The following is a 22,628-nucleotide window of genomic DNA, read 5'->3' on the forward strand; positions in this document are numbered from 1 at the left end:
CAAGGATCAACCCTCAGCCTTTTCCTCAGCAGGTGCTTCGGCAGCGGCTTCTTCGGTCACTGCTTCTTCTGCCGGTGCATTGGCTTCTGCTTCTGCAGCCTTGGCAGCTTCAGCGGCCTCTGCAGCCTTCTCAGCCTTTTCTTCAGCACGTGCCTTGGCAGCTTCACCCGGCTCACCCTTCTTCGGGTTGTTGCGGGCAGCGCGCTCACGAATGCCGGCAGCATCAAGGAAACGGGCAACGCGGTCGCTGGGCTGGGCACCAACCGAAAGCCAGTGCTTCGCACGGTCGCTGTCAATCTTCACGCGGTTTTCGTCCCCCTTGGCGAGCAACGGGTTGTAAGTGCCGATCTGTTCCAGATACTTGCCATCACGCGGCGAACGCGAGTCCGACACGACGATGCGATAGTAAGGACGCTTTTTCGCGCCACCGCGCGACAGACGGATTGCAATTGCCATTGTTTGTTACCTTTCCAAACTAAATTTATGTAATCACTTCTTTTTCATCAAATCTTGCAGGTTCGGAGGCATGTTGCCGCCCATCCCGCCTAGTCCAGGGAGCGAAGGCGGCGCGCCTGCACCACCGGGGCCACCAAGCCCACCCATGCCACCTGCCCCGCCGCCACCGGCGCCACCGGCGCCGAACATTGCGGCCAGCCCTTTGAGGCCACCCATCTTCTTGATCTGCTTCATCGCCCGCGCCATTTCCTGGTGCATCTTGAGCAGCTTGTTCACATCCTGAACCTGAGTGCCCGAACCGGCAGCCACACGTTTCTTGCGCTTGGCATTCATCAGTTCGGGACGAGCACGTTCCTTCGCGGTCATCGAACCGATGATAGCGTCCATGTGGACGAGAACTTTGTCGTCCATCCCGCTTTCCGCCATTGCTGCCTTGGCTTTTTTCATGCCTGGCATCATCCCAGCGAGCATACCCAAGCCACCCATGTTCTGCATCTGGCGCAGCTGCATTCTCAGATCGTTGAGGTCGAACTGCCCCTTCGCCATGCGTTTGGCGAGGTGTTCGGCATCTTCTTCCTTGACCGTCGCTGCCGCCTTTTCGACCAGGCTGACAACGTCGCCCATGCCAAGGATACGGTCCGCAACACGCCCGGCATGGAATGCTTCGATGGCGTCGAGCTTCTCGCCCGTACCGGCAAATTTGATCGGTTTGCCGGTGACGGCCCGCATCGACAACGCCGCACCGCCGCGCGCATCACCGTCCATCCGGGTCAGCACCACGCCGGTCAGCGGAACTTCGCCGCTAAAGCTCTGCGCGACATTGACCGCGTCTTGCCCCGTCAGCGAGTCGACCACCAACAACACTTCGGTCGGGTTCGAAACCCCGGCGACCGCCTTCATCTCATCCATCAAAGCCTGATCGACGTGAAGACGACCGGCAGTGTCGAGCATCAGGACATCGACCGCCTGCAACTTCGCCGATTCGATCGCCCGGCGCGCGATATCAACCGGCTGCTGCCCTTTGACGATCGGCAGTGTCGCGACATCGACCTGCTCACCCAGCACGGCAAGCTGTTCCTGCGCGGCAGGACGGGCGACGTCGAGCGAAGCCATCATGGCTTTCTTGCCATGACGTTCGCGAATGTATTTGGCCAGTTTGGCCGTCGTCGTAGTCTTACCCGATCCTTGCAGGCCAACCATCATCACGACTACCGGGGGCTTCGCCTCCAGCAGCAACCCCTGATGTTCCTGCCCGCCAAGCATTTCGACCAGTTCGTCATGGACGATCTTGACGACCTGCTGCCCCGGAGTGACCGAACGGAGCACATCCTGCCCCACGGCCTTTTCCGTCACCGCATCGATGAACCGGCGAGCCACCGGCAGTGCGACGTCGGCTTCCAGCAGTGCGACGCGAATTTCGCGCATTGCCTCGCGCACATCGGCTTCGTTCAGCGAACCACGGCCGCGCAGGCGGTCGAATACGTTACCGAGGCGGTCGGACAGGTTGTCGAACATGCGCTCGTTCACTCCACTCGCTGCGACGGAATGTCGCCAAATGCCAAAAACGCCGGCGGACGAAACCTCGTCAGCCAGCGTGCGGACCCTGAAACGGAACCGACTTTTCAAATCTTGAATGGTGGAGCCTAGCGGGATCGAACCGCTGACCTCCTGCATGCCATGCAGGCGCTCTCCCAGCTGAGCTAAGGCCCCGTACCATTCATCTACCGACCGAAATCGGTCTGCCCATCAAATCCGCAACCGCGGGTGACTGACAGGACGCGCCCTTTATGAGCCACGCCCCGCCAATGCAAGAGCGAAATCAATTATCGTCGTCGTCGTCGTCCGAAGATGTCTGAACGCCGAGGTCATCGTCGCCGCCCAGATCGACGTCGTTATCCGGCGAATCATCGTCTTCGTCGATGTCTTCCAGATCGTCGTCGGCAAGGTCGCTATCGGCTTCCTTTTCCTTCTTCTCTTTCTCTTCCTCGAACGGAATCGGCTGCTTGGATTTGAGCACCGGCTCAGGGAACCATTCTTCGCCGCATTCGATGCACGTCACCGGCTCATCTTTGCCGAGATCGTAAAAGCGTTCACCGCACTTGGGGCACGAACGCTTGGTGCCCCATTCTGGCTTGACCATTGTCTGTCCTTGGCTTGGCCTCGACACCATGTGGCATCAGGCGTTTAATTCCGTGGCTGCTTGATGGGTGCGAATAAACCCTGAATCAAGTAGCGCCGTGAAAAGCGCGCGCGCCTTGCCACACGGCATGGGCGCTGTCAAAGAGCCGCGCGCATTGCAAATATTCAGTACAGCCGGATCATCCGTGAACAATAACCCCGTCCCACGCCGCTTCACAGCCACTGCCCCTCTGACGGGCCGCCTCCGTGTCCCCGGAGACAAATCGATCAGCCACCGCTCCGTTATGCTGGGCGCACTGGCCGTTGGCGAGACACGCGTAACCGGCCTGCTCGAAGGCGAAGATGTGATGGCTACCGCCGCCGCGATGCGGGCAATGGGCGCTCATGTGGAGAAAGTCGGCGTTGAGTGGCGCATTCACGGCGTTGGTGTCGGCGGCCTGCTGCAACCCGATTCGGCGCTGGAGATGGGCAATTCCGGTACATCGACCCGGCTGCTGATAGGCCTGATTGCGAGCCACGCGATCACTGCGAATTTCACCGGAGACGCCAGCCTTTCAAAGCGCCCGATGGGCCGCGTAATTGATCCGCTGTCTGTGATGGGGGCCAGCTTCACCACCTCCCCCGGCGGCACTTTGCCGCTGATGATGACCGGAGCGGAACCGGCCGTTCCGATTTCATACCGCCTGCCAGTCGCCAGCGCCCAGGTGAAGAGCGCGATTATGCTTGCGGGGCTGAATACACCCGGAATTACGACAGTCATCGAACCCGTGCCAACCCGGGACCACTCCGAACGCATGCTGCGTGGTTTCGGCGCGCAAGTCGATGTTGGTGAAGAAGGGGGCGAACGCGTCATTCGCGTTCACGGTCAGGCAGAGTTGTCGCCCCAGCAGATAGAAGTTCCGGGCGATCCCAGTTCCGCCGCGTTTTTCATGGTCGCCGCCAGCCTGATCGAAGGTAGCGATCTACTGATAGAAAACGTCGGCCTCAACCCCACTCGTGCCGGACTGATCGAAGTGCTCCGCGAAATGGGAGCTAACATTGAAGAAACGAACGCTCGCGAAGTTGGCGGGGAGCCGGTTGCCGACTTGCGCGTCCGCCATGCTGAATTGCGCGGCATCGACGTCGATCCGGCAGTGGCACCATCAATGATCGATGAGTTCCCAGTGCTGTTCGTGGCCGCCGCATTGGCGAACGGACGCACCGTCACCCGCGGGCTCGACGAGCTGCGCGTAAAGGAAAGCGATCGCTTGTCCGCAATGGCCACTGCCCTCACCGCTGCGGGCGCGCGGGTGGAAGAAACCGCGGACGGATTGATTATCGACGGGTCCGGCGGCGAACCATTGCGCGGCGCGATCGGCGCCCCAGTCACCACTCATCTCGACCATCGTATAGCTATGAGTATGGCAATCGCCGGACTGGCCACGAAAGAAGGTGTGGAGATCGACGATACGCGGCCCATCGCCACCAGTTTTCCCGCATTCGAGGCGTTGCTCGATGAGGCAATGGCTTGACCGGGCTCGACATCTATTCGCTGGTTGGGTTTGCTGGCATGGCCTGCATTATCGGCGCATATGCATATCTGACTCTGCGACCGACGCACAATCCGTTCATCCTGCATGGCACCAATCTGCTCGGCGCAGCGCTGCTGACAGTGTCTCTGCTGGTCCACACCAACTGGCCCAGCCTCGTACTTGAAGGATTCTGGGCAGCCATCGCGATTTACGGTCTGATCAAAGCATTGATAAAACGGCAGCAGCGCGCATGATTATCGCCATCGATGGCCCCACCGCGTCCGGCAAAGGTACGATCGCGAAAGCTCTGGCGGCTCACTTTGGCTTGCCGCACCTCGATACCGGATTGCTGTATCGCGCCGTCGGTCGGCAAGTATTTCTCGACGGAGGAGATCCGGACGATCCCGTCGATGCTCTCGCCGCGACGACCTTTGCTGATGAATTGTTGGGCGATCCCCATTTGCGAACCGAAGAATGTGGCGGTCTGGCGAGCCGGGTTTCGATCCACCCGACAATGCGGCAAGCGCTGTTCGAACGGCAGCGGGTATTCGCTGAACAGCCGGGCGGCGCGGTACTTGATGGCCGCGATATTGGCACTGTGATCGCCCCCGATGCGGACGTGAAACTGTTCATTACCGCCAGTGTCGATGCACGTGCCATGCGGCGGTGGAAAGAAATGCAGGCGCGTGGCGCCAGAATAACGTTCGACGAAATCGCAGAGGACCTCCGCCGCCGGGATGAGCGCGACATGAGGCGAAAAGATGCTCCATTGCGGGTCGCGGACGGTGCCTATGTGATCGATACGAGCGAACTAACCATCGATCAGGCGTTGGCGGCAGCCATCGATGCCACCGAAGAGGCATTGGAAAGCCGTCGATAGGCGCAATACTTTCGCCAGAGAGTGTCCTCATCATCGACGCAGCACGAGTGAGAACGCGGCTCTCCTGATTGTGACAGACCAAGTCAATCAGCCTGTGGGGGCTGAATAGGCACCTTTATGCCAGACAACTCTCTCACCCCAACAGCTTGCATCAGCTTGGCGTTGTTGAGCACGAAAGCACCACTGGGAATCAGATGAATAGTTGGCAAATGCCAGAGGCATAGGATGCTTTTGGCAAACGGCTATTGAATACCTGCTCTGCTGGGATCCTCTCGGAATATCGGTTCAGCTTTGACCACGCAGCACAGGCCGACCCAAATTCAGTGCGCCATAATTAACTCCCCAATGCTTCGTCGACGGGCAGTAACCGGCCCATTCTCACACCCGATATACTTCGACCAAATTGCCTCGATCATCTCGCGGATTCAGAAATAACCCCAGCTGAATTTCGAACCTACGGTCACCAGTATGGGGCGTAGCTTGAGACAAACAAATCCCGCCCGAGCATTGCCCGGGCGGGACTGTGTGTTGGCTTCACCAACTACGGTAAGCCGATCAGAGGAGAGAGCTTAGAACTCGATCCCCAAGCCCAGCGAGGCCGTTGTCGCACCGCGGTCCGTTGCGATACGTCCCTGAACAGTGCCACGGTCGTCTTCCGTACGGTAGCTTACACCAAACGCGAGGCCGACCTCACCACTCCGCAAGCCAGAGCCGATTGCAAGAGCAACCCTGCCAGGATTGATCGCTTGCGGGAGGGTGCCAATCGCTGCCGCGCTAGCGATACCGGCATTGGTATCGTTACGCAGCGCATTCAGGTCGAACCTCAGCTCCTGATTGTTCGCGAAAAGCTGGCTACCGTTGATCGCATCTGTGGATGTGGCCGAAACCTCACCCGCTGCAACATTGGTGATCCGACGCTCAGCGCCAGCAGCACCAACCGACACGGTATTCGGCCCACTCGCGACGCTACCGTTACCGAGCACAACCGAGTTCGAACTGTTTGCATCGACAGTAATGTTGTTGCCCACCACGTAAGTGTTGCTGGCAGCAACCGTGTTGCCACTACCAACAGCACCGGAGTTCGTACCAGAAACGACGTTATTGTAACCAACAGCGGTCGACTGATCCCCACTTGCCTGGTTGCGATAGCCGACAGCCGTCGCCTCCTTGCCAGCCAGCGAGCTATAACCAATGGCAGTGCCATTGTTTCCGGTCACCTGTGCCCAGGAGCCAAACGCAGAGCCACCCGTCACACCTTCATCGGTCTTCGCGAAGAAGCCTGTAGCGAGCGAGTCACGACCGCCAACCGATGCAATGGCATCGAAATCGGCATAGTTACCGGCGCCCTTTTCAGTGTTGGCGTTCCCGTCCGTAGCAATCATGCCGGACGGAGCGCTGCCACTGCCACCAACGCTGGTTGCCAGCTTCTGATCTGAATCGGTCGAAGCTTCAGCAACAGCGAGCAAGGGAGCAAGTGAGCTGGTCGCAGTCGAAACAGCGGTACTCAGGGAGCCCATATTGCTGTTGGTCGTCGACAGACCCGTGCTCAAGGAGCCGACTGCCTGCGTGTTACCCGATACCGTGGTGCTCAGCGAACCAACGGTGCTCACAGCGCCCGATACGGTCGTGCTCAGCGAGCCCACCGTGCTCACTGCACCAGACACCGTGGTGCTCATCGAGCCAACGCTGCTGTTGGTCGTCGACAGACCCGTGCTCAAGGAGCCGACAGCCTGCGTGTTACCCGACACCGTGGTGCTCAGCGAACCAACGGTGCTCACAGCGCCCGATACGGTCGTGCTCAGCGAGCCCACCGTGCTCACTGCAGCAGACACCGTGGTGCTCAGCGAACCGACAGTGCTGTTGGTCGTCGACAGACCCGTGCTCAAGGAGCTGACGCTACTTTCGGTGGTGCTCGCCACTGAGTAGAGTTGGCTGCCGTTGATGGCATCGGTGCTGCTGGCGGTTACGCGACCGGCGGCAACGTTGGTTACCTGGCGTTCGGCACCCACCGCACCAACGCTGACGACATTGACCGGCGTGGTGCCGGCGAAGTTGCCGTATGTGGTGGAACCGACGGTGGCGTTGATGACAGGGTTGCTTGCAGCATCGACGCTGCCTGCACCGAGGGCAACGCCGCCCGCGGTGGTGGCGGAGGCGTTTTTGCCAATAGCGACGGAATCGGTGCCAGTGGCCCCTTCACCACTATAGTTCGTTCCAGCCGCACTACCCACACTGTTCACACCAAAATAGTGTGCTTCACCGCTAGTCGCTGTGAGGGTTTCGATAGCCTGATTGGTTGCGAACAGCTGGCTGCCGTTCACGGCGTCGGTGCTAGTCGCGCTCAGCTTGCCCGCAGCAACGTGGGCCACCTGACGTTCTGCACCGGCAGACCCGACGCTGACAGTGGACGACGCCACCGGCGCACCCGCAAAGGTGTAGCTATTACCACGAATTGTGGTGCCCGTGGTCTGGGCATATGTACCCGCCGCACTGTCATTGCCGAGCACGACCGAGCCAGCTTTGTTGCTGCCCGCCGGGATATTTACATTGTTGCCGACAACGAAGATGTTGTCGCCATTAACGGTGTTGTTGTTGCCCACCGCATAACTGCCGTTGCCGTTGACGACATTGGGATCGCCGATCGCACCCGATCCGGTGCCTGTGACGGCATTACCTGTACCGATGGCAATGGTGGAAAGACCATCGGCCTTCGCCCCAGTGCCGATGACAATGGAATTTTCTCCGATCGCTTCGACCGACGCCCCGAGAGCGACAGAGAAAGCGCCAGTCGCTCTAGCCCCAGAGCCAAAAGCGGAAGCATCATCAGCGCTCGCTATACTGGCATTACCGACAGCCAACGCACCGGCGCCACTCGATTGTGCAAAAAAGCCAACCGCCACCGAACCGGCCCCGCTCGCCACCGACTCCACCCCTAAAGCAGAGGACGAGTCTGCAGTGGCGCTCGCGCTCCTGCCGAGACTAACCGAACTTGAAGTACTCGCTTTGGCCTCAGAGCCAATAGCAGTAGCCCCAACGCCAGTCGCGCTAGCCCCAACGCCAAAAGCGGAAGCCCCCCCCTCTTTCGCCAGACTGGAGCTACCGATAGCCACCGCGCCCGCCGAATTTGATTTCGCGGAATGGCCAATAGCTAACGCACTAATTGCAGTCGCTTGTGATTCAAGCCCGACGGCAATTGCATTATCCGCCGACACTAAAGACTGCGGGCCTACAGCAACAGACGAGACACCTTTGGCCGTCGCGTTCCTCCCGACAGCGAGCGCGCTATCTTTAGATGCCCCTGAGTTATAACCAAGAGCAGTAGCCCCGTCAGCAGTCGCTTTAGCCAGCTGACCAAAAGCAGAAGTATGGTCAACACTTGCGACACTGGTAGTACCGACAGCTACCGAACCAAGGCCATTCGCATGCGCCGAAAAGCCAATAGCCGTAGCCTGACTTTCCGTCGCAAAACTGTAGGCACCCAAGGCGGAAGCATATTCACCTCTAGTTATCGACTCGCGCCCAATAGCGATTGCACTATTTGCATTCGCAGACGCAGTCGAACCAATAGTGATCGCAGACGGACCTTGATTCTTCGACTCGCGCCCAATAGCAATTGCACTAACTTCATTCGCGGTCGCAGTCGCACCGATAGAGATTGCACCCCAACCGCCATTTTTCGCTTCGCTCCCAATAGCAATTGCCTCAGTACCAGTCACATCCGCAACCGTACCGATGGCAACTGAATTATCTGCCCTTGCCTTCGCAGCCACACCGACAGCGATAGCATTATTACGGGAACCAGAATAATTATTAGCGCTCTTGCCTATTGTAATATTCGCATTACCGGTGGCGCCCCCACCTGCCTCATTTCCAAGTACAACATTATAGTCGCCTTTGACATTAGAACCCGCAGAATAACCGACGAAACTATTCTTATCCCCCTTACCGTTATCGCCAGCATGTCCACCGACGGCTACCGATTCCAGGCCGCTCGCTGTGGCCGAATGCCCGAGCGCGACAGCCCCAGAGCCACTCGCGCTGGCCGCAGAGCCAAAAGCGGAAGTATATATAGAAGTCGCTTTAGCTCCAGAGCCAAAAGCGGAAGTATTCTTGTCTCTCGCCAGACTGGAGCTACCGACAGCCACCGCCTCCATCGTATTTGATTCCGCGGAATGGCCAATAGCTATCGCACTAGTTCCAGTCGTCCTTGAGTCGCGCCCGATGGCAATTGATGCATTTCCCGTTGCAGAAGTAGTCGTACCGATGGCAATCGTATTTTCGTATTTACCGGAATTTATGTTTGCGTGCCAGCCAATTGCGACGTTTGCAAAACCGGTAGTAGACCGCCCCGCAGATGCGCCAACCGCGACATTACCCTTCCCGCTACTGTACCCGCCAGCGTAAGTGCCAATCCAGACAGTATCTTCTTGGTTCTCAATGGTAGAACCAGCACCTGCATCATGGACATTCCCGCCACCCGCCCGCGCTTCCTGCGCGGTTGTGGCCAGCATGCCGCCCAGCACCAGTGCGACGGTGAATTTCTGCATACCGACACGACCGGCCATCGCAGTCAAAGTGTTGCTGCCGAAATAGGCGGGCAGATCGACATCGGCACCATCGGCACCGAAGGCGACACCTTCGGCAGCCAGCGGGCCAGCGGCGGGCACGCCATAACCGAGCGCGCCGACACCGCGATTGCGACGGCGTTTGATGCCCAGCACCAGACAGCTGGCACGCAGAGCAGCCATGATGCGGCGGCGCATTGTCCAGCCCATCTGTTCATCCCGCGCAAATTGCCCGGCAAAGCCGGATACGCCGCGGGACGGCGCGCGATCATGAATACGATCGTTCATCAGTTTATAACTCCATCAAAAATCGAAAAGGATTGCCGCACCGCAGCCCAAAAACGAGCCACGAAGGGGGCGTGCAGCAAAAGACGCCACAATTGCGCGCGCATCACTGGCCCAGTAATAAGAACAAATTGAACAAACCAGAGTTTGCAATACGAATATCCTTACAGAATCGGGGTGATCCACGCGATCCTTACCGTAACTATATTCGCTATAATGGCCGATCAACGGTCATCTTATTGAATACTATCGATTTTTTATTAATAGTATTTAAAATGATAAATGACATCGTAGATTTATCGTGATTTTATCGTGTCTTTCGTGGGATAATGTAAATATCGCCAGCGCCTATGTGTTGCGCGCACGACACGGTCACCCTGCCCCACCCCATCGGGGCGCGCCGGATAAGGTTCGGAAAAGTCAAAGGTTACGCAATTTCAAGAATCATCCGAATCGGCAATATAATATATCCATATCGGATTTATTATATAATAGAATATAATAAATCATCGCAATGCGAAACTTATTATGGTGTTATAATAAATAAAGACTGCCATTTTTAATTAAGCCGATCTGGGCATGCCCTGTGTCCTTCTGGGTGGTGCTGTCGGGTGGATTGTGTGGTTCACACGAAGGCGCGAAGACACGAAGTGGGTTTGGTTTGGGGCGGTGACACAACGAAGGGTGCCGCACATTACTCAGCCACCTCACCGTCATCCCGGCCTCAAGCCGGGGTCCAGCTTCTTTTGACGCCGCGCCAGAAGGTAAAGCGGGGCCCCGGATCAGGTCCGGGGCGACGAGGGAGAGATACGGGCCCGCCCTGCCCCTCGTCATTGCGAGGAGCCGAAGGGCGACGTGGCAATCCGGGGCGGTGTATTGCATCTATCGCGTCGGGTGCGATGGGCGGAGCCGTCAGGCCGTGGATTGCTTCACTGTGTTCGCAATGACGAGTGGGGGAGTAGGCTGCCAACCGGGTCGGGCCTTTTTCCGATCATGGCATCGCAATATGTGGCCCATGCCTCATCCCGTGGAGGGCGCAGCGCGGGGATGGCGGTGGGCGTTTGTGCTTGCGCGGGGGGTGACTATTCCCTATTTGCGCGGCCGTTCCCGAACATCCTTCAGTTATCCGATGGATCGAATGGAACCCGCGCGATGGCATCCGGCCCCGCGCGGCAAGCGGCCCTCTTGCCCCGTCAGCCGCGCAATGGTGCGTGGAAGCGGTGAAAGACCCCGGTAAAACCGGTGGCCGGTAGCAAAACGAATATACAGGAACTGAAACAATGGCATCCAGCGCCAATCCCTCGCGCGCCGATTTCGAGGCGTTGCTGAACGAACAGCTTGGCGGTGCGGGTGAAGACGGCTTCGAAGGCCGCGTCGTCAAAGGCACCGTTACCGCGATTGAAAACGGCATGGCCGTGATCGACGTAGGCCTGAAGAGCGAAGGCCGCATCAACCTCAAGGAATTCATGCGGAGCGATGACGAGCACGGGCTCGAAGTCGGTTCCGAAGTCGAAGTGTTCGTCGACCGTGTCGAAAACGCCGACGGCGAAGCGATGCTCAGCCGCGACCGCGCCCGCCGCGAAGCCGCGTGGGACAAGCTGGAAAGCGAATTCGGCGAAGGCAAGCGCGTCGATGGCCGCATCTTCGGCCGGGTCAAAGGCGGTTTCACCGTCGATCTCGATGGCGCCGTGGCGTTTCTGCCGGGCAGCCAGGTCGATATCCGCCCGGTGCGCGATGTAACCCCGCTGATGGATATGCCGCAGCCGTTCCAGATCCTGAAGATGGATCGCCGCCGCGGCAACATCGTCGTCAGCCGCCGCGCCGTGCTGGAAGAAACCCGCGCCGAACAGCGCAGCGAACTGATCGACAAGCTGGCCGAAGGTCAGGTGATCGACGGTGTTGTGAAGAACATCACCGATTACGGCGCGTTCGTCGATCTGGGCGGCATCGATGGCCTGCTGCACGTGACCGACATGAGCTACAAGCGGGTCAACCACCCGAACGAAGTCATCAATATCGGTGACACCGTGACCGTGCAGATCATCCGCATCAATTCAGATACCCAGCGCATCAGCCTGGGCATGAAGCAGCTCGAAAGCGATCCGTGGGATGGCGTTGGTGCGAAGTATCCGGTGGGCATGAAGCTGACCGGCACCGTGACCAACATCACCGAATACGGTGCGTTCGTGGAGCTGGAACCGGGCATCGAAGGCCTGGTCCACGTTTCCGAAATGAGCTGGACCAAGAAGAACGTGCATCCGGGCAAGATCGTTTCGACATCGCAGGAAGTCGAAGTGATGGTGCTGGAAGTCGATGCCGAGAAGCGCCGCATCTCGCTCGGCCTCAAGCAGGCCCAGCGCAATCCGTGGGAAGAATTCGCAGACGCGCATCCGATTGGCAGCAAGGTCACCGGCGAAGTCAAGAACGCGACCGAATTCGGCCTGTTCATCGGCCTGCCGGGCGATGTGGACGGCATGGTCCACATGTCGGACATCGCATGGGGCATCTCGGGCGAAGACGCGCTGGCGCTGCACCGCAAGGGTGAAGAAGTCGAAGCGATCGTGCTCGACGTCGACATCGAGAAGGAACGCATCAGCCTGGGCATGAAGCAGCTCGAAAAGGGTGCGCCGACCGAAGGCGGTTCCTCGGGCGCGCTGAAGCGTGGCGATGTCGTCACCGTCACCGTGCTGGAAGTGCGCGACGGCGGCCTGGAAGTGCAGGTTGGCGACGACGGTGCGACCGGCTTCATCAAGCGCAGCGACCTCGGCCGCGACCGCGACGAACAGCGTCCGGATCGCTTCCAGACCGGCCAGAAGATCGACGCGCTGGTCGCCGGCTTCGACCGTTCGAAGAAGCCGAACTTCTCGATCAAGGCGCGTCAGATCGCCGAAGAGAAGGAAGCGGTGGCACAGTTCGGTTCGTCCGATTCGGGTGCGTCGTTGGGCGACATCCTCGGCGAAGCGCTGAAGCAGAAGGGCGAGTAAGCCCCACCGCCCTGATCGGCTGCCTCTGCTTTATCGAGGGGGCGCCGGGAGGTGCGATACCTTTAAAGACACAGGAAGGCCCGTCCGCTCATCCGAGCAGGCGGGCCTTCCCTACATTTGCCGTCCTTGATACAGTATCGGCATGGTTGGCGTTCTGTTGTTTTTGGGTGCCTGGGCCGTTCAATGGGCGCCCGCCTGGGTTGCCATAGGCTACATGGTACCGGCGTTGTGGGCAATTCGGCAGGTCGCCAGCGCGAAGAATGGCGATGCGGCGCGCTATCGCAAGTTGGATATGGTCGTAATCGTGGCTGCAGTGGCGAGCATATGGGCACTCCTCATTATGCAGGCGATCGGGCACGGGGCGTGGCAACCTCCGCATAGCGCACCAACCGCCTTCCTGTTTGCGGTGCTATATGGAAGCCTGTCGATGCGCCGGATGCCCTGATCTGCCCTTTCACGTGCGGATTAAGATCGATAAGATCGCCCCATGATCGAAATCCATCAGTTCCCATGCTTGTCCGACAACTACGGATACTTGCTTCACGACCCGACGTCGGGCGAAACCGCCTGCATCGATACGCCCGATGCCGACGCCTATCGGCGCGCAGCGCAGGAGCGGGGATGGCAGATCACACAGATCTGGAACACCCATTGGCACCCCGATCACGCGGGCGGAAACGAAGCGATCAAGGCGGCAACAGGATGCACGATCTCCGGCCCGGAGGAAGTGACGAAGATCTCCCCGCTCGATCGCACACTGCACTCTGGCGACACAGTGAATCTGGGTGATCACACGGCGCGGGTGATCGATGTAGGGGGGCATACTCTTGGGCATCTGGCATATCATATGCCTGCCGAGGGGATCGCCTTCGTGGGAGACAGCGTATTTGCGCTCGGTTGCGGGCGAATGTTCGAAGGCTCGCCGGAACAGTTCTGGGCGAGTTTGCAGCGGATTCGGGCGTTACCGCCCGAAACGATGCTGTATTGCGCCCATGAATACACGCAAGCCAATGCTAGGTTCGCGCTGCATGCCGACCCTGATAACGCCGCGCTAAAGGACTATGCTGCGGAAATCGACGCACGTCGGGCGCGCGGTGAAGCAACCGTCCCGACTAAGTTAGAGCGGGAGTTGAACACCAACCCTTTTCTCCGTGCGGATGATGAGAGCCTACGCAATCGATGGGGCGGCGAAACTGCGACGGAGACTTTCGCAGCGCTCAGGAAAGCCAAAGACGATTTCTGAGATTGCGTCACAGAAGTGACAAGTGGGCTAACTTTGTTGCGACCCAATGGCGTAAATTACTGCATAATCGGAAGCGCTGTATGCGGCGGAAAGACGCCGACACATAGGGCGTTCCGGCCCTCGCTATTTCACGCCCTCCGTTTCTGCACGACGTGCGGCGGAGCTTCGAGCACGAATATACCAGTGCATTATGGGACATAAGAGCGATGGCAATGCTACGAAACGCTGCGCTCTCGATCACCTTAACCTTCCTGATAATTGCTGGCGAGATATCGTTCCCTGTTCGCCGTCGCGCTTAGAATCGATAGGATTGCGATGTTGCGAATTGGAAAGGCCCGGTCCCCAAAGGTCGCCTCTCACAACACGCCAATAAAAAGAGGCCGCGGAAATCCCTGAATCAGAGAACCCGCACGGCCTCAATAAGTCTATCACAAAGCCAGTTAAACTGGACTAAATCGATGAGATAATTTCGTCCGCCAGTTTACGATCTTCTGTTTCGCCATAATTGCCAGCAATTACTGCCCCCGCAGCGGCAACGGCAGCGCCAGCAGCTTCCCGGCGAAGATTATCAGCGGCTGCCCGTTCAGCAGCTGCAATCTTCTGCTCGGCCATCACCGCACGACGTTCAAGCATAACCGACGTATCTGCCTCTGCCTGAGCAATAATCTGCGCCGCTTCCTGCTTCGCATGATCGAGCATGGCAGCAGCATCCTGCGCGCTAGCAGCATGCTGTGCCTTCGCTTCGTCGAGCAAGGCCTGAGCCTCAGCCCGGATCTTTGCCGCCTCATCCAGATTGCGACGCTTCTCCGCAATCTGAGCATCTAATGCATCAGTGATTTTCTTCGGTGCCTTGGCGAAAAAGATCGCGATAACGAAGAAAATAGTGATCGAGACATAAACCCAACCTTCAGCCCCGAGGCCGAGCAGAGTTTGTTCCTCGTGTCCTGCCACTTCGGTGTGACCGGCAGGCTGCTCTTCGACGATTGCGGGAAGTGCACTCATGTCATGCGGTCCTGTCACGTTGCCTTATCGGGCCATCGCGGCATCAACCGCGCTACTTACAGCGTCTGCCGAGGGCTCACTGCCAGTAAGCTTGGCAACGATTGCCTGTGCCCCTTCCACAGCAACCCCACGAAGCGATCCATGCGCTTTGGCACTGGCATCGGCGATGCGCGCTTCCGCTGCTTCGATTTGGGCTGCGGATTCTGCATCTGCCCTGGCAAGACGGACTTCAGAAGCCTTGGCAGCTTCCGCCTTAGCCGCAGCAATATTGCTGCGCGCCTCGTCCCGACTCTTCTCCAGTTCAGCTCGATAGCGCTCGGTCAGCTCATCTGCCGATTCCTTGGCTGCACGAGCTGCCTCGAGATCACCGTCAATCTTCGCCGCACGCTCATCCATCACTTTGCCCAAACGCGGCAAAGTGAGGCGCACAATGCCGAAATAGAGCACGATGAAAAATAGCGCCAACCAGAAAAGCTGAGGCCAGAAGACGTTGGTGAAATCGAATTGAGGCATGACTCTCGAAGCCTGTCTTTCAGTGAAGCCAATCGGTGCGACCGGCCAGCCCCATCACGGGGTCTGGCCGGCAGCAGATCCGCTTAGCTGAAGGCCAGTGCCAGCGCCACAACAGCCGCGATCAGGCCGAGCGCTTCGGTCACAGCGAAGCCGAAAATCAGGCGACCGCCCATTTTGGCGTCAGCTTCGGGGTTACGCAGTGCGCTGTTCAGATACTGGCCGAAGATAGCGCCCACACCGATTGCGGCAAGACCCGCACCAATTGCTGCGAGACCTGCGCCAATAACCTTTGCCGATGCAACGTCCATGTCGAAAACCTTTCCTTGGTTCAATCAGTCATTTTCGGGCGAACTACCCGTTAGTGAAGGTTCACCGCATCATTGAGATAGAGCGATGCGAGAAGAGCGAAAACGTAAGCTTGCACGACCGCGATCAGAAGTTCGAGCGCCGTGAGCGCGACGTTCACTGCAAGAGGCAGTACGCCAAATACATAAGGCAGCGCGTTGAACGAACCGAGCGCCACGACGAAAGTGCCAAACACTTTCAGCAGCACGTGTCCGGCGGTCATGTTGGCGAACAAACGAATGGCCAGCGTGAACGGACGCGAGAGGAAGCTGAGAACCTCAATCACGAAAACGAACAAACCGAGCACGATATTCGCATCCTTCGGCCAAAACAGGCTGAAAAAGTGCAGGCCGTGACGCATAAAGCCAACGACGCAGACCACGGTAAACACAATGAAGGCCAAACCGATAGTCACGGTAACATGACTGGTTGGCGTAAATGCCCCCACCCACGGCAACAGGCCAAGCAGGTTACAAACCAGAACGAACATGAAGACCGCAAAAATCAGCGGTGCATAGCGCTTACCTTCCGGCCCGACGTTCTCGTCCAGCATGCTGGCCACGAAGTCGTAAACATATTCGACGGCCGCCTGCCAACGCCCAGGAACGAGCTGCGGCTTAGCAGTACCGACGAACATGAAGATAGCAATCGCGCCCAACGCAATTGCCATCCACAGCGCAGAGTTAGTGAAAGAGATATCGTAGCCACCGGCAGCGAGCGGGTGAAGCTTGACGATCTCAAACTGATGCATCGGGTTCATGGGATGTCCTGTGCCTTCAGCCGTCGTTACCGGGATCGCTATCGAACTGAGCGGAGGTTTTGATTGCGCGCCGTACGCCGGCCGCAAAACCGAGCACCAGAAGGACAATCATCGCCCACGGTGCCGTTCCGAGGCCGGCCCAGGTATCAATTGCCCAACCTATAAAGCCGGAAACCAAAACCGTACCGACGAATTCGATACCCACGGCCCAGCCGCGCGTTTCCGCGCGCCCTTCCGCATTGGTCACGCCGTGCTTACGGCGCGCCTGAGCATCGGCAATACGGCGGTCAAGATCGTCGCCTGAGTGCTGGTCGTTATTGTCGGCCAAAACTAAGTCCCGTCAGAACCTTGGGCCGCCCGCGAACGAGCGATTCCGGATAAAAGATATACAGAACCGGCCCTACCCGCCAAAGGGGTTGAGCCGGTGCGCCGCTCCCTTAGGCGGGGGGTGTATGCGAGTCAACCGGTGGAGGAAGCCCAAACCGGGGATCACGCCACTATATCGTGGGAAGTTACGAAGGGCACCGACTGTCGCGCTGGGGGGCGGAGCTGGTGCGAGTTTGCCAGGAACCATCAGGAGCCTGATATTTCTCCCCTGGAGCTGTTTTGAGAATCGCAAGACATCCTGCAGTGAACGCATATTCTTCAAGCGTGGCATTCGCCGCTTGTGCTCGACTGGCATAGACCGCGCGCCGCTTGATATTGATATCGCCCACAAGCTTCTGCAGCGCCGGACTGCCAGCACCGACGATGCCGAGGTAGCCGTCCATTTTCTCTCCGACCTGGCCCGATGAGCGCGCCGCTTCGTATGCAGGATCACGCTGTGCCAACGCAGGAGAAGACATTGCGAGACCAATGCCCGCAGCAGCGATAATGATATTTTTCAACAGGCTGCTCATCTTAGAAAATATCCTCATTCTCATCGATCGTATTGTTCGCGTCTGCCGCGAGACGATAAATCACTTCCTGCCGAATGTTGATATTCAGCTCGATCACGATTGGTTTATCAGGTGCCTTGACCGAAATGCACCCGCCAAGCGCAGCCGAACCGGCCATCGCCATCAACATTGTCCGCCCCATGCCACCCAAAGGCTTATCGCGCTCGGCCGACAAGCCATTTGCAGAGACATATTCGCGGATCGATTGGGCACAGATCATGGCCTGTTCTCGCTTTCTTTGGGCTGAACGGGTGTTTTTTCCGGTAAGATATCATGCGGTGAACCAGTGGACGGTGGGAGCGAAACGGCAGGTTTCAATCGCGTCCCATCACTTGAAACCAACCCCAGATCACGTGGATCACGCACAGACGCAGGATCGTACATGGCTTTGATCGAACTGATAAGCTGATAAAATGGCGCAGAAATATTGACGTTGAGGCGAATCGGGAGTGCCGCAATACGCCGGGTGAGAAAGTTCTGTTTCGCCCCTTCCCCCTGACGCACACCGTCAAGGCTGACATGCGTGATTATCTCACCGGTCAGCCGCCCTTCCATGGTAAGAACCATCTGACTGTAATCGATCGATTTCAGAACATCGAAGGCAAAATTCGCAATTGCCCCTTTGTCCTTATACGTCAGTTCACCCAGATAAGAGACATTGCCGCCTGGTGTCCGCGCGATCAGCATGCCGTGATCGATCCGCCCAACTCCATTGCGGTCAAATACAATGGGTACTGTACCGTCGAATATGCCTGTGGCCGCGAGGTTTTCGAGCTCCATTCGCTGAATGAATTGTGCCGCATCGAGGCCGACGATCTCAAAAACATAGCGACGCTCTTCACTCGCGCCGAACCGCATTTTCGTGGGGTGCAACGTGATCGTGCCGCCCATGAACGGCCACGTCCCTCCGGCGACAGCCAGATCCTGACCGTTCTTCAGCGTGAAGGTGACGCTGCCATTATCCACCTCTATTCCTGGATTGACCGATGCAATCTGCAAGGTTTGGTTTGGCGCGGTAGTCATTCCAAGCAAATCGGTGAATACCACAGTTCCGCTGGCACCCTTCACCGGCCCGAATGCCGCAGCGAAGTCTAGCGCATCGCTGGAAAAACGGCCTGAGCTTGTTATGCCCTTCGCATTCCAGTCGATCCGCCCCACACCTCGCACGGTTCCCTTCGCATTTGCTACGACACCGAGAGCGAGATCCGTCAACTGATCGGGCTGAAGCGCCTTATCGAACACCAATCCCTTCACTGCCAGATCGGCGGCCCCTGTCGAATTCACCAGATTATGGGCAATCGATACGTCCGCTACCTCGCGATGGGAATTTGGCGCCCTGAGCGACGCGGTGGCGTGAATGACACCATCCTTAAGCGTGAGAGAGGCCGCTTCCGCATCCAGAGGATTGAACCGATCCGCCAAAGCCCGATCTTCCAGACGGAAACGTCCATCTGCGAGAGTGAGGACACCGTTAGCGTATTTCCAGTTGCCCGCAGCACCGACCATATCGAGCGGTACCGAATAGAGCTTCACGTCCGTGTCCGCGAACGTGCCCGCTATCTCACCGCCAAATGTCGCCTGCAAATTGGATATCCGGAAATCGTTGCTTGATCCGCGAGCGCCAAGACCGACATCAACTTCGCGAGCAGTCATCGCACCGGGATAAGCAAAACCGATCGGGCCGCTCTTGAGCCGAATCGGAGTGTTTGCCAGCGTGCCTGCAAGGTCGAGAGCGGCGACACCGGCGGCGATACGCAGCGCCCCGGCACGCTGCTGAACGATTGGCGCGTCTTTTGTCGGGCAAAGTGTCAAAGATCGTCGCTCAAGAGAGAGTGATGCCATTGTCAGCCCATCGAAACCGACTTTCGTGCAATGGCGCCATAATGCCAGTCCACGAGCACCAGACCAGCTTCCCTCGATCGGCAGCTGCAAGTTGCGCGCCGACCCGCCGGGTAGCGGACCTGACGCTGAGACGCGCCCACGAAATTCGATCGCCCCGGCATCGCTTTGGATAATAGCCAGGTCGGGTATCGCCATACGAGAATCGCCCGCCACATATTCCGCCATCCGCATTCGCAGAACGGCGCGTCCGCCCTGCCCGCCTTCCATCCGTCCGACGATCCGAGGCAAATCCTTTCCGCCAGTGGCGAGATTGCCGGAAAACTGCAGCCCTTTACCCCCTCCCCCGGACACTTGCACTTGCGACAACGAGAGTAGAGTCGAACCACTTCCCCCGCGCAAACTCGCCTGAGGAATCACCAGATTGGCCGCCTCGCCCGTTCTGCGCGCAGTTATATCCGCCACGAAACGACTGGCTCGCCCCTCACGCAAAAGGGCGTTGCGGATTTGAGCCAGAAGGGGTGCAGCAAGCGTATCCTTAGCCGCGTGCTCTGCTGTTGCCAGCTTGGCATCAAGCGTATCACCGAGTCGCACACCATTTCCGGCGACACCAGATCGGATTTCAACTCGACCGAACGCATCGCTGGCTCTCAACGATCCATCCAGCGTCATAACTGCCACACGCACCTCTGGTAACGAAAGACCGCGAGCAGCGAGCGTATAGTTTGCCGTCAATGCATCGTTACGCCACACTGCGCGCACCGTACCGTTCAACCCACTTGCTCGCGTATCGGCTGCATTCAAGGCGCCCGTCTGCAGCTTTGCCTTGCCGTCGAATCCAGACAAGGCGCTATCGGTCGTCAAATCGGTAAGGAGAGCCACACCTTTCAGCGCTATCTGCTGAGAAGGGCACACCAATTCAGCGATTCGCACAGGGCCTGCAAAATGCGGCTTGCTCCCTTCGGTCGTCAGGGCCCCGTACATGGAAGCTCCCAGCGCTTTGCATTGACCGCCTTCGATTTTGGGAGCGACAGCAGCAAGCGTCCCCTTAAACCCATTATCTAACCGACCCTGCCCTTCGGCCTTAATTCCGATTGGCCCGAAATCACTTTCAATAAGGCCCCGTCCATCAATCAGGCGGATATCAAGGGCAGGCAAGCCTGACTGGCTGCTGCGATCGCTAAACAGAGCTTTATCAAGGGCTCCAAAACTCAGCCTGCCATCGCGCACAGAACCATAAAGCCGCGGGCGGATGAGAGTAATCCGACCGAGTGCGGGTATTCCGAAACGATAATTTATTGCAACCTGTGCATTGGCTATCGTGAGATCGGGGCTGTCAGGATTACCGATGACGATATTTTTTAGAATCTGTCGTTCCGGGCCGATTGAATCAATTTCGTAAGTTGCCGGAATTCCATAGCTTTCAAGCTGACTGGCGATGAGATTGTCCGCAATTTCTTCCCGGGAAAACCACACCGCCGCAACGATTGAGGTAAAAATCACCAACAAAACCAAAAGGATTCGCAGCAGCACGCGGCGACGGCCCACACTTGTGGCCTCCCCGTCGTAATCCTCTGCGTCAGTTTCGGCTTCAGCCATTCGTCCCCACTTGCGCGCAAGCCCCGCCAAAGGCAATGCATCAGCGCTCAACGCGATGACGGGGAAAAGGTTGCCTCAGCCTGAAGATTCAATTTCTGCGACGCCAGGTGCAAGATCGCACAGCGGAGAAGGGCATCGTTCACGCCTTCGGCAGCGATTGTTGCACGGTGGCGCTGAAGCATTGGCTGACTACGAAGTCCTCGAATACCTATTATTCGCGGCTAATCCGCGCGGGGATACCAAGCCAGTTGCCAAGGCACTTATAGAGAGATTCGGATCGCTTCCAGCGGTTCTCAATGCCGAGCCAGCCGGGTTGCAAACGGTCAAGGGCGTAGGAGAAACTGCAGCAGCCACTCTAAAGGCGGTCGCCATCGCGACACGCCGCAGCGCTCGTGGACAGGTTCAGCAGAGACCAGTGCTGAGCAGTTGGCAGGCATTGCTCGATTACCTCACGATCGACATGGCGCATTTGACGGTTGAGCGGGTGCGGGTGCTGTATCTCGACACGCGAAACCACCTTATCCTCGACCATCACGTCGGTGACGGTTCGATCGACGAGGCAGCCATCCATCCGCGCGAAGTTGTAAAGAAGGCGCTGGAGGTAGGGGCGACGGCACTGATTCTAGTCCACAATCACCCGAGCGGAAACCCAGAACCAAGTCGCGCGGATATTCAGATCACCACGCGCATCGCCGATGCGGGGAAGCTGTTGGGCATAACAGTTCACGATCATGTGATCATTGGCCGCAGCGGACACGTCAGCTTTCGCGCGAAAGGGCTGATTTAGCGATGTGTGTCGCCGCAATCGCATGGAAGACGCACGATCGCTGGCCATTGGTCGTCATCGGTAATCGCGATGAGTACCACGCACGTGCCGCCGAGCCGTTATCCCGATGGGAATGCGACCACCCGATTATCGCAGGACGCGATCTGGTTGGCGGCGGCACCTGGTTGGGGGTAAGCGAGACAGGCCGGTTTGCGCTCGTCACCAACCGTCGCGGGTTTGGTGCCCCCGACCCTTCCTGTAAATCGCGCGGTGAAATGGTTCGAAGCGTTCTCGCCGATCCTTCAGGCCCCGCCTTTTTAGGAGAGGAGGATCTTAGTCAGTTCAATCCGTTCAGCCTGTTTACTGTCATCGAAGCCAAAGAGTTATCCTTCCACACAAACCGGCCATACGGATTACACGCGCCCCTACCGCCGGGTATTTTCGGCCTCTCCAATGGTTCTTTGGATGAACCGTGGCCGAAAACACTATCGCTGAAGGCCGCTGTCGGTGAGTGGTTGGCGGGTAGCCAAGGCAACCGCGCGCCGCTGTTCGCTGCGCTACGAAGTGAAGCTCTACCGGACGCAGGCATCCCGCCACTCAATCGCTCCGATATCGCGGTGGAACCGCAAGACACCCCGCCCTTCATTCGCAACGATCTGTACGGCACCCGTTGCTCCACCGTAGTAACAGTCGAGTCCAACGGGCGCGGTATCATTGAAGAACGGTCCTTCGCACCCGATGGCAGAGAAACCGGTCGCATCGAAGTGATGTTTCGCTGGCCACCGTTTCGTTAACGGCCGCCC

At 58.1% G+C, this 22,628-nt stretch carries 21 protein-coding genes and 1 tRNA gene; 9 read left to right on the top strand and 13 right to left on the bottom strand.

Going from position 1 to position 22,628, the window contains the following annotated elements:
* Positions 1-6 precede the first annotated feature (6 nt).
* The 4 genes from rpsP to CV013_RS05065 all read right to left on the bottom strand — a co-directional run bounded on the left by rpsP (position 7) and on the right by CV013_RS05065 (position 2,596).
* A complete protein-coding gene (gene rpsP / locus CV013_RS05050; RefSeq protein WP_102154169.1) occupies positions 7-456 on the bottom strand; it encodes a 30S ribosomal protein S16 in 450 nt (149 codons plus the stop codon).
* 33 nt (positions 457-489) lie between these two features.
* Positions 490-1,983: a signal recognition particle protein gene (gene ffh, locus CV013_RS05055; protein ID WP_198591823.1), complete on the bottom strand. Its 1,494-nt coding sequence runs from the start codon at positions 1,981-1,983 to the stop codon at positions 490-492.
* 107 nt (positions 1,984-2,090) lie between these two features.
* Positions 2,091-2,166, bottom strand: a tRNA-Ala gene (locus CV013_RS05060).
* Positions 2,167-2,275: 109 nt separating this feature from the next.
* Positions 2,276-2,596 carry a TIGR02300 family protein gene (locus tag CV013_RS05065; protein WP_102154171.1) on the bottom strand — a complete coding sequence of 107 codons (321 nt, stop codon included), beginning with the start codon at positions 2,594-2,596 and terminating at the stop codon, positions 2,276-2,278.
* Between the two features lie 127 nt (positions 2,597-2,723).
* Here CV013_RS05065 and aroA point away from each other — a divergent pair, with 127 nt between their 5' ends.
* The 3 genes from aroA to CV013_RS05080 are packed head-to-tail and all read left to right on the top strand — an operon-like array spanning position 2,724 to position 4,986.
* Positions 2,724-4,106: a 3-phosphoshikimate 1-carboxyvinyltransferase gene (gene aroA, locus CV013_RS05070; RefSeq protein WP_102154172.1), complete on the top strand. Its 1,383-nt coding sequence runs from the start codon at positions 2,724-2,726 to the stop codon at positions 4,104-4,106.
* Positions 4,103-4,360: a CBU_0592 family membrane protein gene (locus CV013_RS05075; protein ID WP_456243241.1), complete on the top strand. Its 258-nt coding sequence runs from the start codon at positions 4,103-4,105 to the stop codon at positions 4,358-4,360. Before aroA ends, CV013_RS05075 begins: the two co-directional genes overlap by 4 nt.
* On the top strand, positions 4,357-4,986 hold the full coding sequence (locus CV013_RS05080) for a (d)CMP kinase (RefSeq protein WP_102154173.1): 630 nt from the start codon (positions 4,357-4,359) through the stop codon (positions 4,984-4,986). Before CV013_RS05075 ends, CV013_RS05080 begins: the two co-directional genes overlap by 4 nt.
* 569 nt (positions 4,987-5,555) lie before the next feature.
* Here CV013_RS05080 and CV013_RS16005 read toward each other — a convergent pair.
* The gene (locus CV013_RS16005; protein ID WP_408057020.1) at positions 5,556-9,551 is read right to left on the bottom strand and encodes a YadA-like family protein; all 3,996 of its coding nucleotides are present in this window, start codon (positions 9,549-9,551) and stop codon (positions 5,556-5,558) included.
* Here CV013_RS16005 and CV013_RS15650 point away from each other — a divergent pair.
* The 4 genes from CV013_RS15650 (at position 9,447) to gloB (ending at position 14,063) form a co-directional block, all read left to right on the top strand.
* Positions 9,447-9,971 carry a hypothetical protein gene (locus CV013_RS15650; RefSeq protein WP_198591825.1) on the top strand — a complete coding sequence of 175 codons (525 nt, stop codon included), beginning with the start codon at positions 9,447-9,449 and terminating at the stop codon, positions 9,969-9,971. The genes CV013_RS16005 and CV013_RS15650 overlap by 105 nt on opposite strands.
* Before the next feature lie 1,145 nt (positions 9,972-11,116).
* Complete coding sequence (rpsA, locus tag CV013_RS05090; RefSeq protein ID WP_102154175.1) at positions 11,117-12,820, top strand: 30S ribosomal protein S1; 1,704 nt, start codon at positions 11,117-11,119, stop codon at positions 12,818-12,820.
* A 214-nt stretch (positions 12,821-13,034) separates the two neighbouring features.
* Positions 13,035-13,265 (top strand): hypothetical protein, encoded by a 231-nt coding sequence (locus tag CV013_RS05095; protein WP_123639938.1) that lies wholly within the window; start codon positions 13,035-13,037, stop codon positions 13,263-13,265.
* A 42-nt stretch (positions 13,266-13,307) separates the two neighbouring features.
* Complete coding sequence (gene gloB / locus CV013_RS05100) at positions 13,308-14,063, top strand: hydroxyacylglutathione hydrolase (RefSeq protein ID WP_102154177.1); 756 nt, start codon at positions 13,308-13,310, stop codon at positions 14,061-14,063.
* A 450-nt stretch (positions 14,064-14,513) separates the two neighbouring features.
* Here gloB and CV013_RS05105 read toward each other — a convergent pair whose 3' ends face one another.
* The 8 genes from CV013_RS05105 to CV013_RS05140 form a co-directional block, all read right to left on the bottom strand.
* Positions 14,514-15,065: a F0F1 ATP synthase subunit B family protein gene (locus tag CV013_RS05105; protein WP_102154178.1), complete on the bottom strand. Its 552-nt coding sequence runs from the start codon at positions 15,063-15,065 to the stop codon at positions 14,514-14,516.
* Between the two features lie 24 nt (positions 15,066-15,089).
* Positions 15,090-15,578, bottom strand: coding sequence for a F0F1 ATP synthase subunit B family protein (locus CV013_RS05110; RefSeq protein WP_102154179.1), 489 nt, complete (start codon positions 15,576-15,578; stop codon positions 15,090-15,092).
* An 83-nt stretch (positions 15,579-15,661) separates the two neighbouring features.
* Positions 15,662-15,886, bottom strand: coding sequence for a F0F1 ATP synthase subunit C (locus CV013_RS05115; RefSeq protein ID WP_102154180.1), 225 nt, complete (start codon positions 15,884-15,886; stop codon positions 15,662-15,664).
* Between the two features lie 50 nt (positions 15,887-15,936).
* A complete protein-coding gene (locus CV013_RS05120) occupies positions 15,937-16,683 on the bottom strand; it encodes a F0F1 ATP synthase subunit A (RefSeq protein WP_223805282.1) in 747 nt (248 codons plus the stop codon).
* Between the two features lie 16 nt (positions 16,684-16,699).
* Entirely contained in the window at positions 16,700-17,011 is a 312-nt protein-coding gene (locus CV013_RS05125; RefSeq protein ID WP_102154181.1) for an AtpZ/AtpI family protein, read from the bottom strand.
* A 184-nt stretch (positions 17,012-17,195) separates the two neighbouring features.
* Positions 17,196-17,582, bottom strand: a complete 387-nt coding sequence (locus CV013_RS05130) for a YdbL family protein (RefSeq protein WP_102154182.1) — start codon at positions 17,580-17,582, stop codon at positions 17,196-17,198.
* A 1-nt stretch (position 17,583) separates the two neighbouring features.
* Positions 17,584-17,841, bottom strand: coding sequence for a YnbE family lipoprotein (locus tag CV013_RS15810; protein WP_223805281.1), 258 nt, complete (start codon positions 17,839-17,841; stop codon positions 17,584-17,586).
* Positions 17,838-21,059, bottom strand: a complete 3,222-nt coding sequence (locus CV013_RS05140; RefSeq protein WP_102154183.1) for an intermembrane phospholipid transport protein YdbH family protein — start codon at positions 21,057-21,059, stop codon at positions 17,838-17,840. Before CV013_RS05140 ends, CV013_RS15810 begins: the two co-directional genes overlap by 4 nt.
* 70 nt (positions 21,060-21,129) lie before the next feature.
* On the opposite strand from CV013_RS05140, the gene radC reads away from it, so the two are divergent.
* Both radC and CV013_RS05150 read left to right on the top strand, forming a co-directional pair.
* Positions 21,130-21,846: a RadC family protein gene (gene radC / locus CV013_RS05145; RefSeq protein ID WP_223805280.1), complete on the top strand. Its 717-nt coding sequence runs from the start codon at positions 21,130-21,132 to the stop codon at positions 21,844-21,846.
* A gap of 2 nt (positions 21,847-21,848) precedes the next feature.
* Positions 21,849-22,619, top strand: coding sequence for an NRDE family protein (locus CV013_RS05150; RefSeq protein WP_102154185.1), 771 nt, complete (start codon positions 21,849-21,851; stop codon positions 22,617-22,619).
* Positions 22,620-22,628 lie beyond the last annotated feature (9 nt).

Source organism: Tsuneonella flava, assembly GCF_002870965.1.
In the GTDB taxonomy this organism is placed as follows: Bacteria; Pseudomonadota; Alphaproteobacteria; order Sphingomonadales; family Sphingomonadaceae; genus Tsuneonella; species Tsuneonella flava.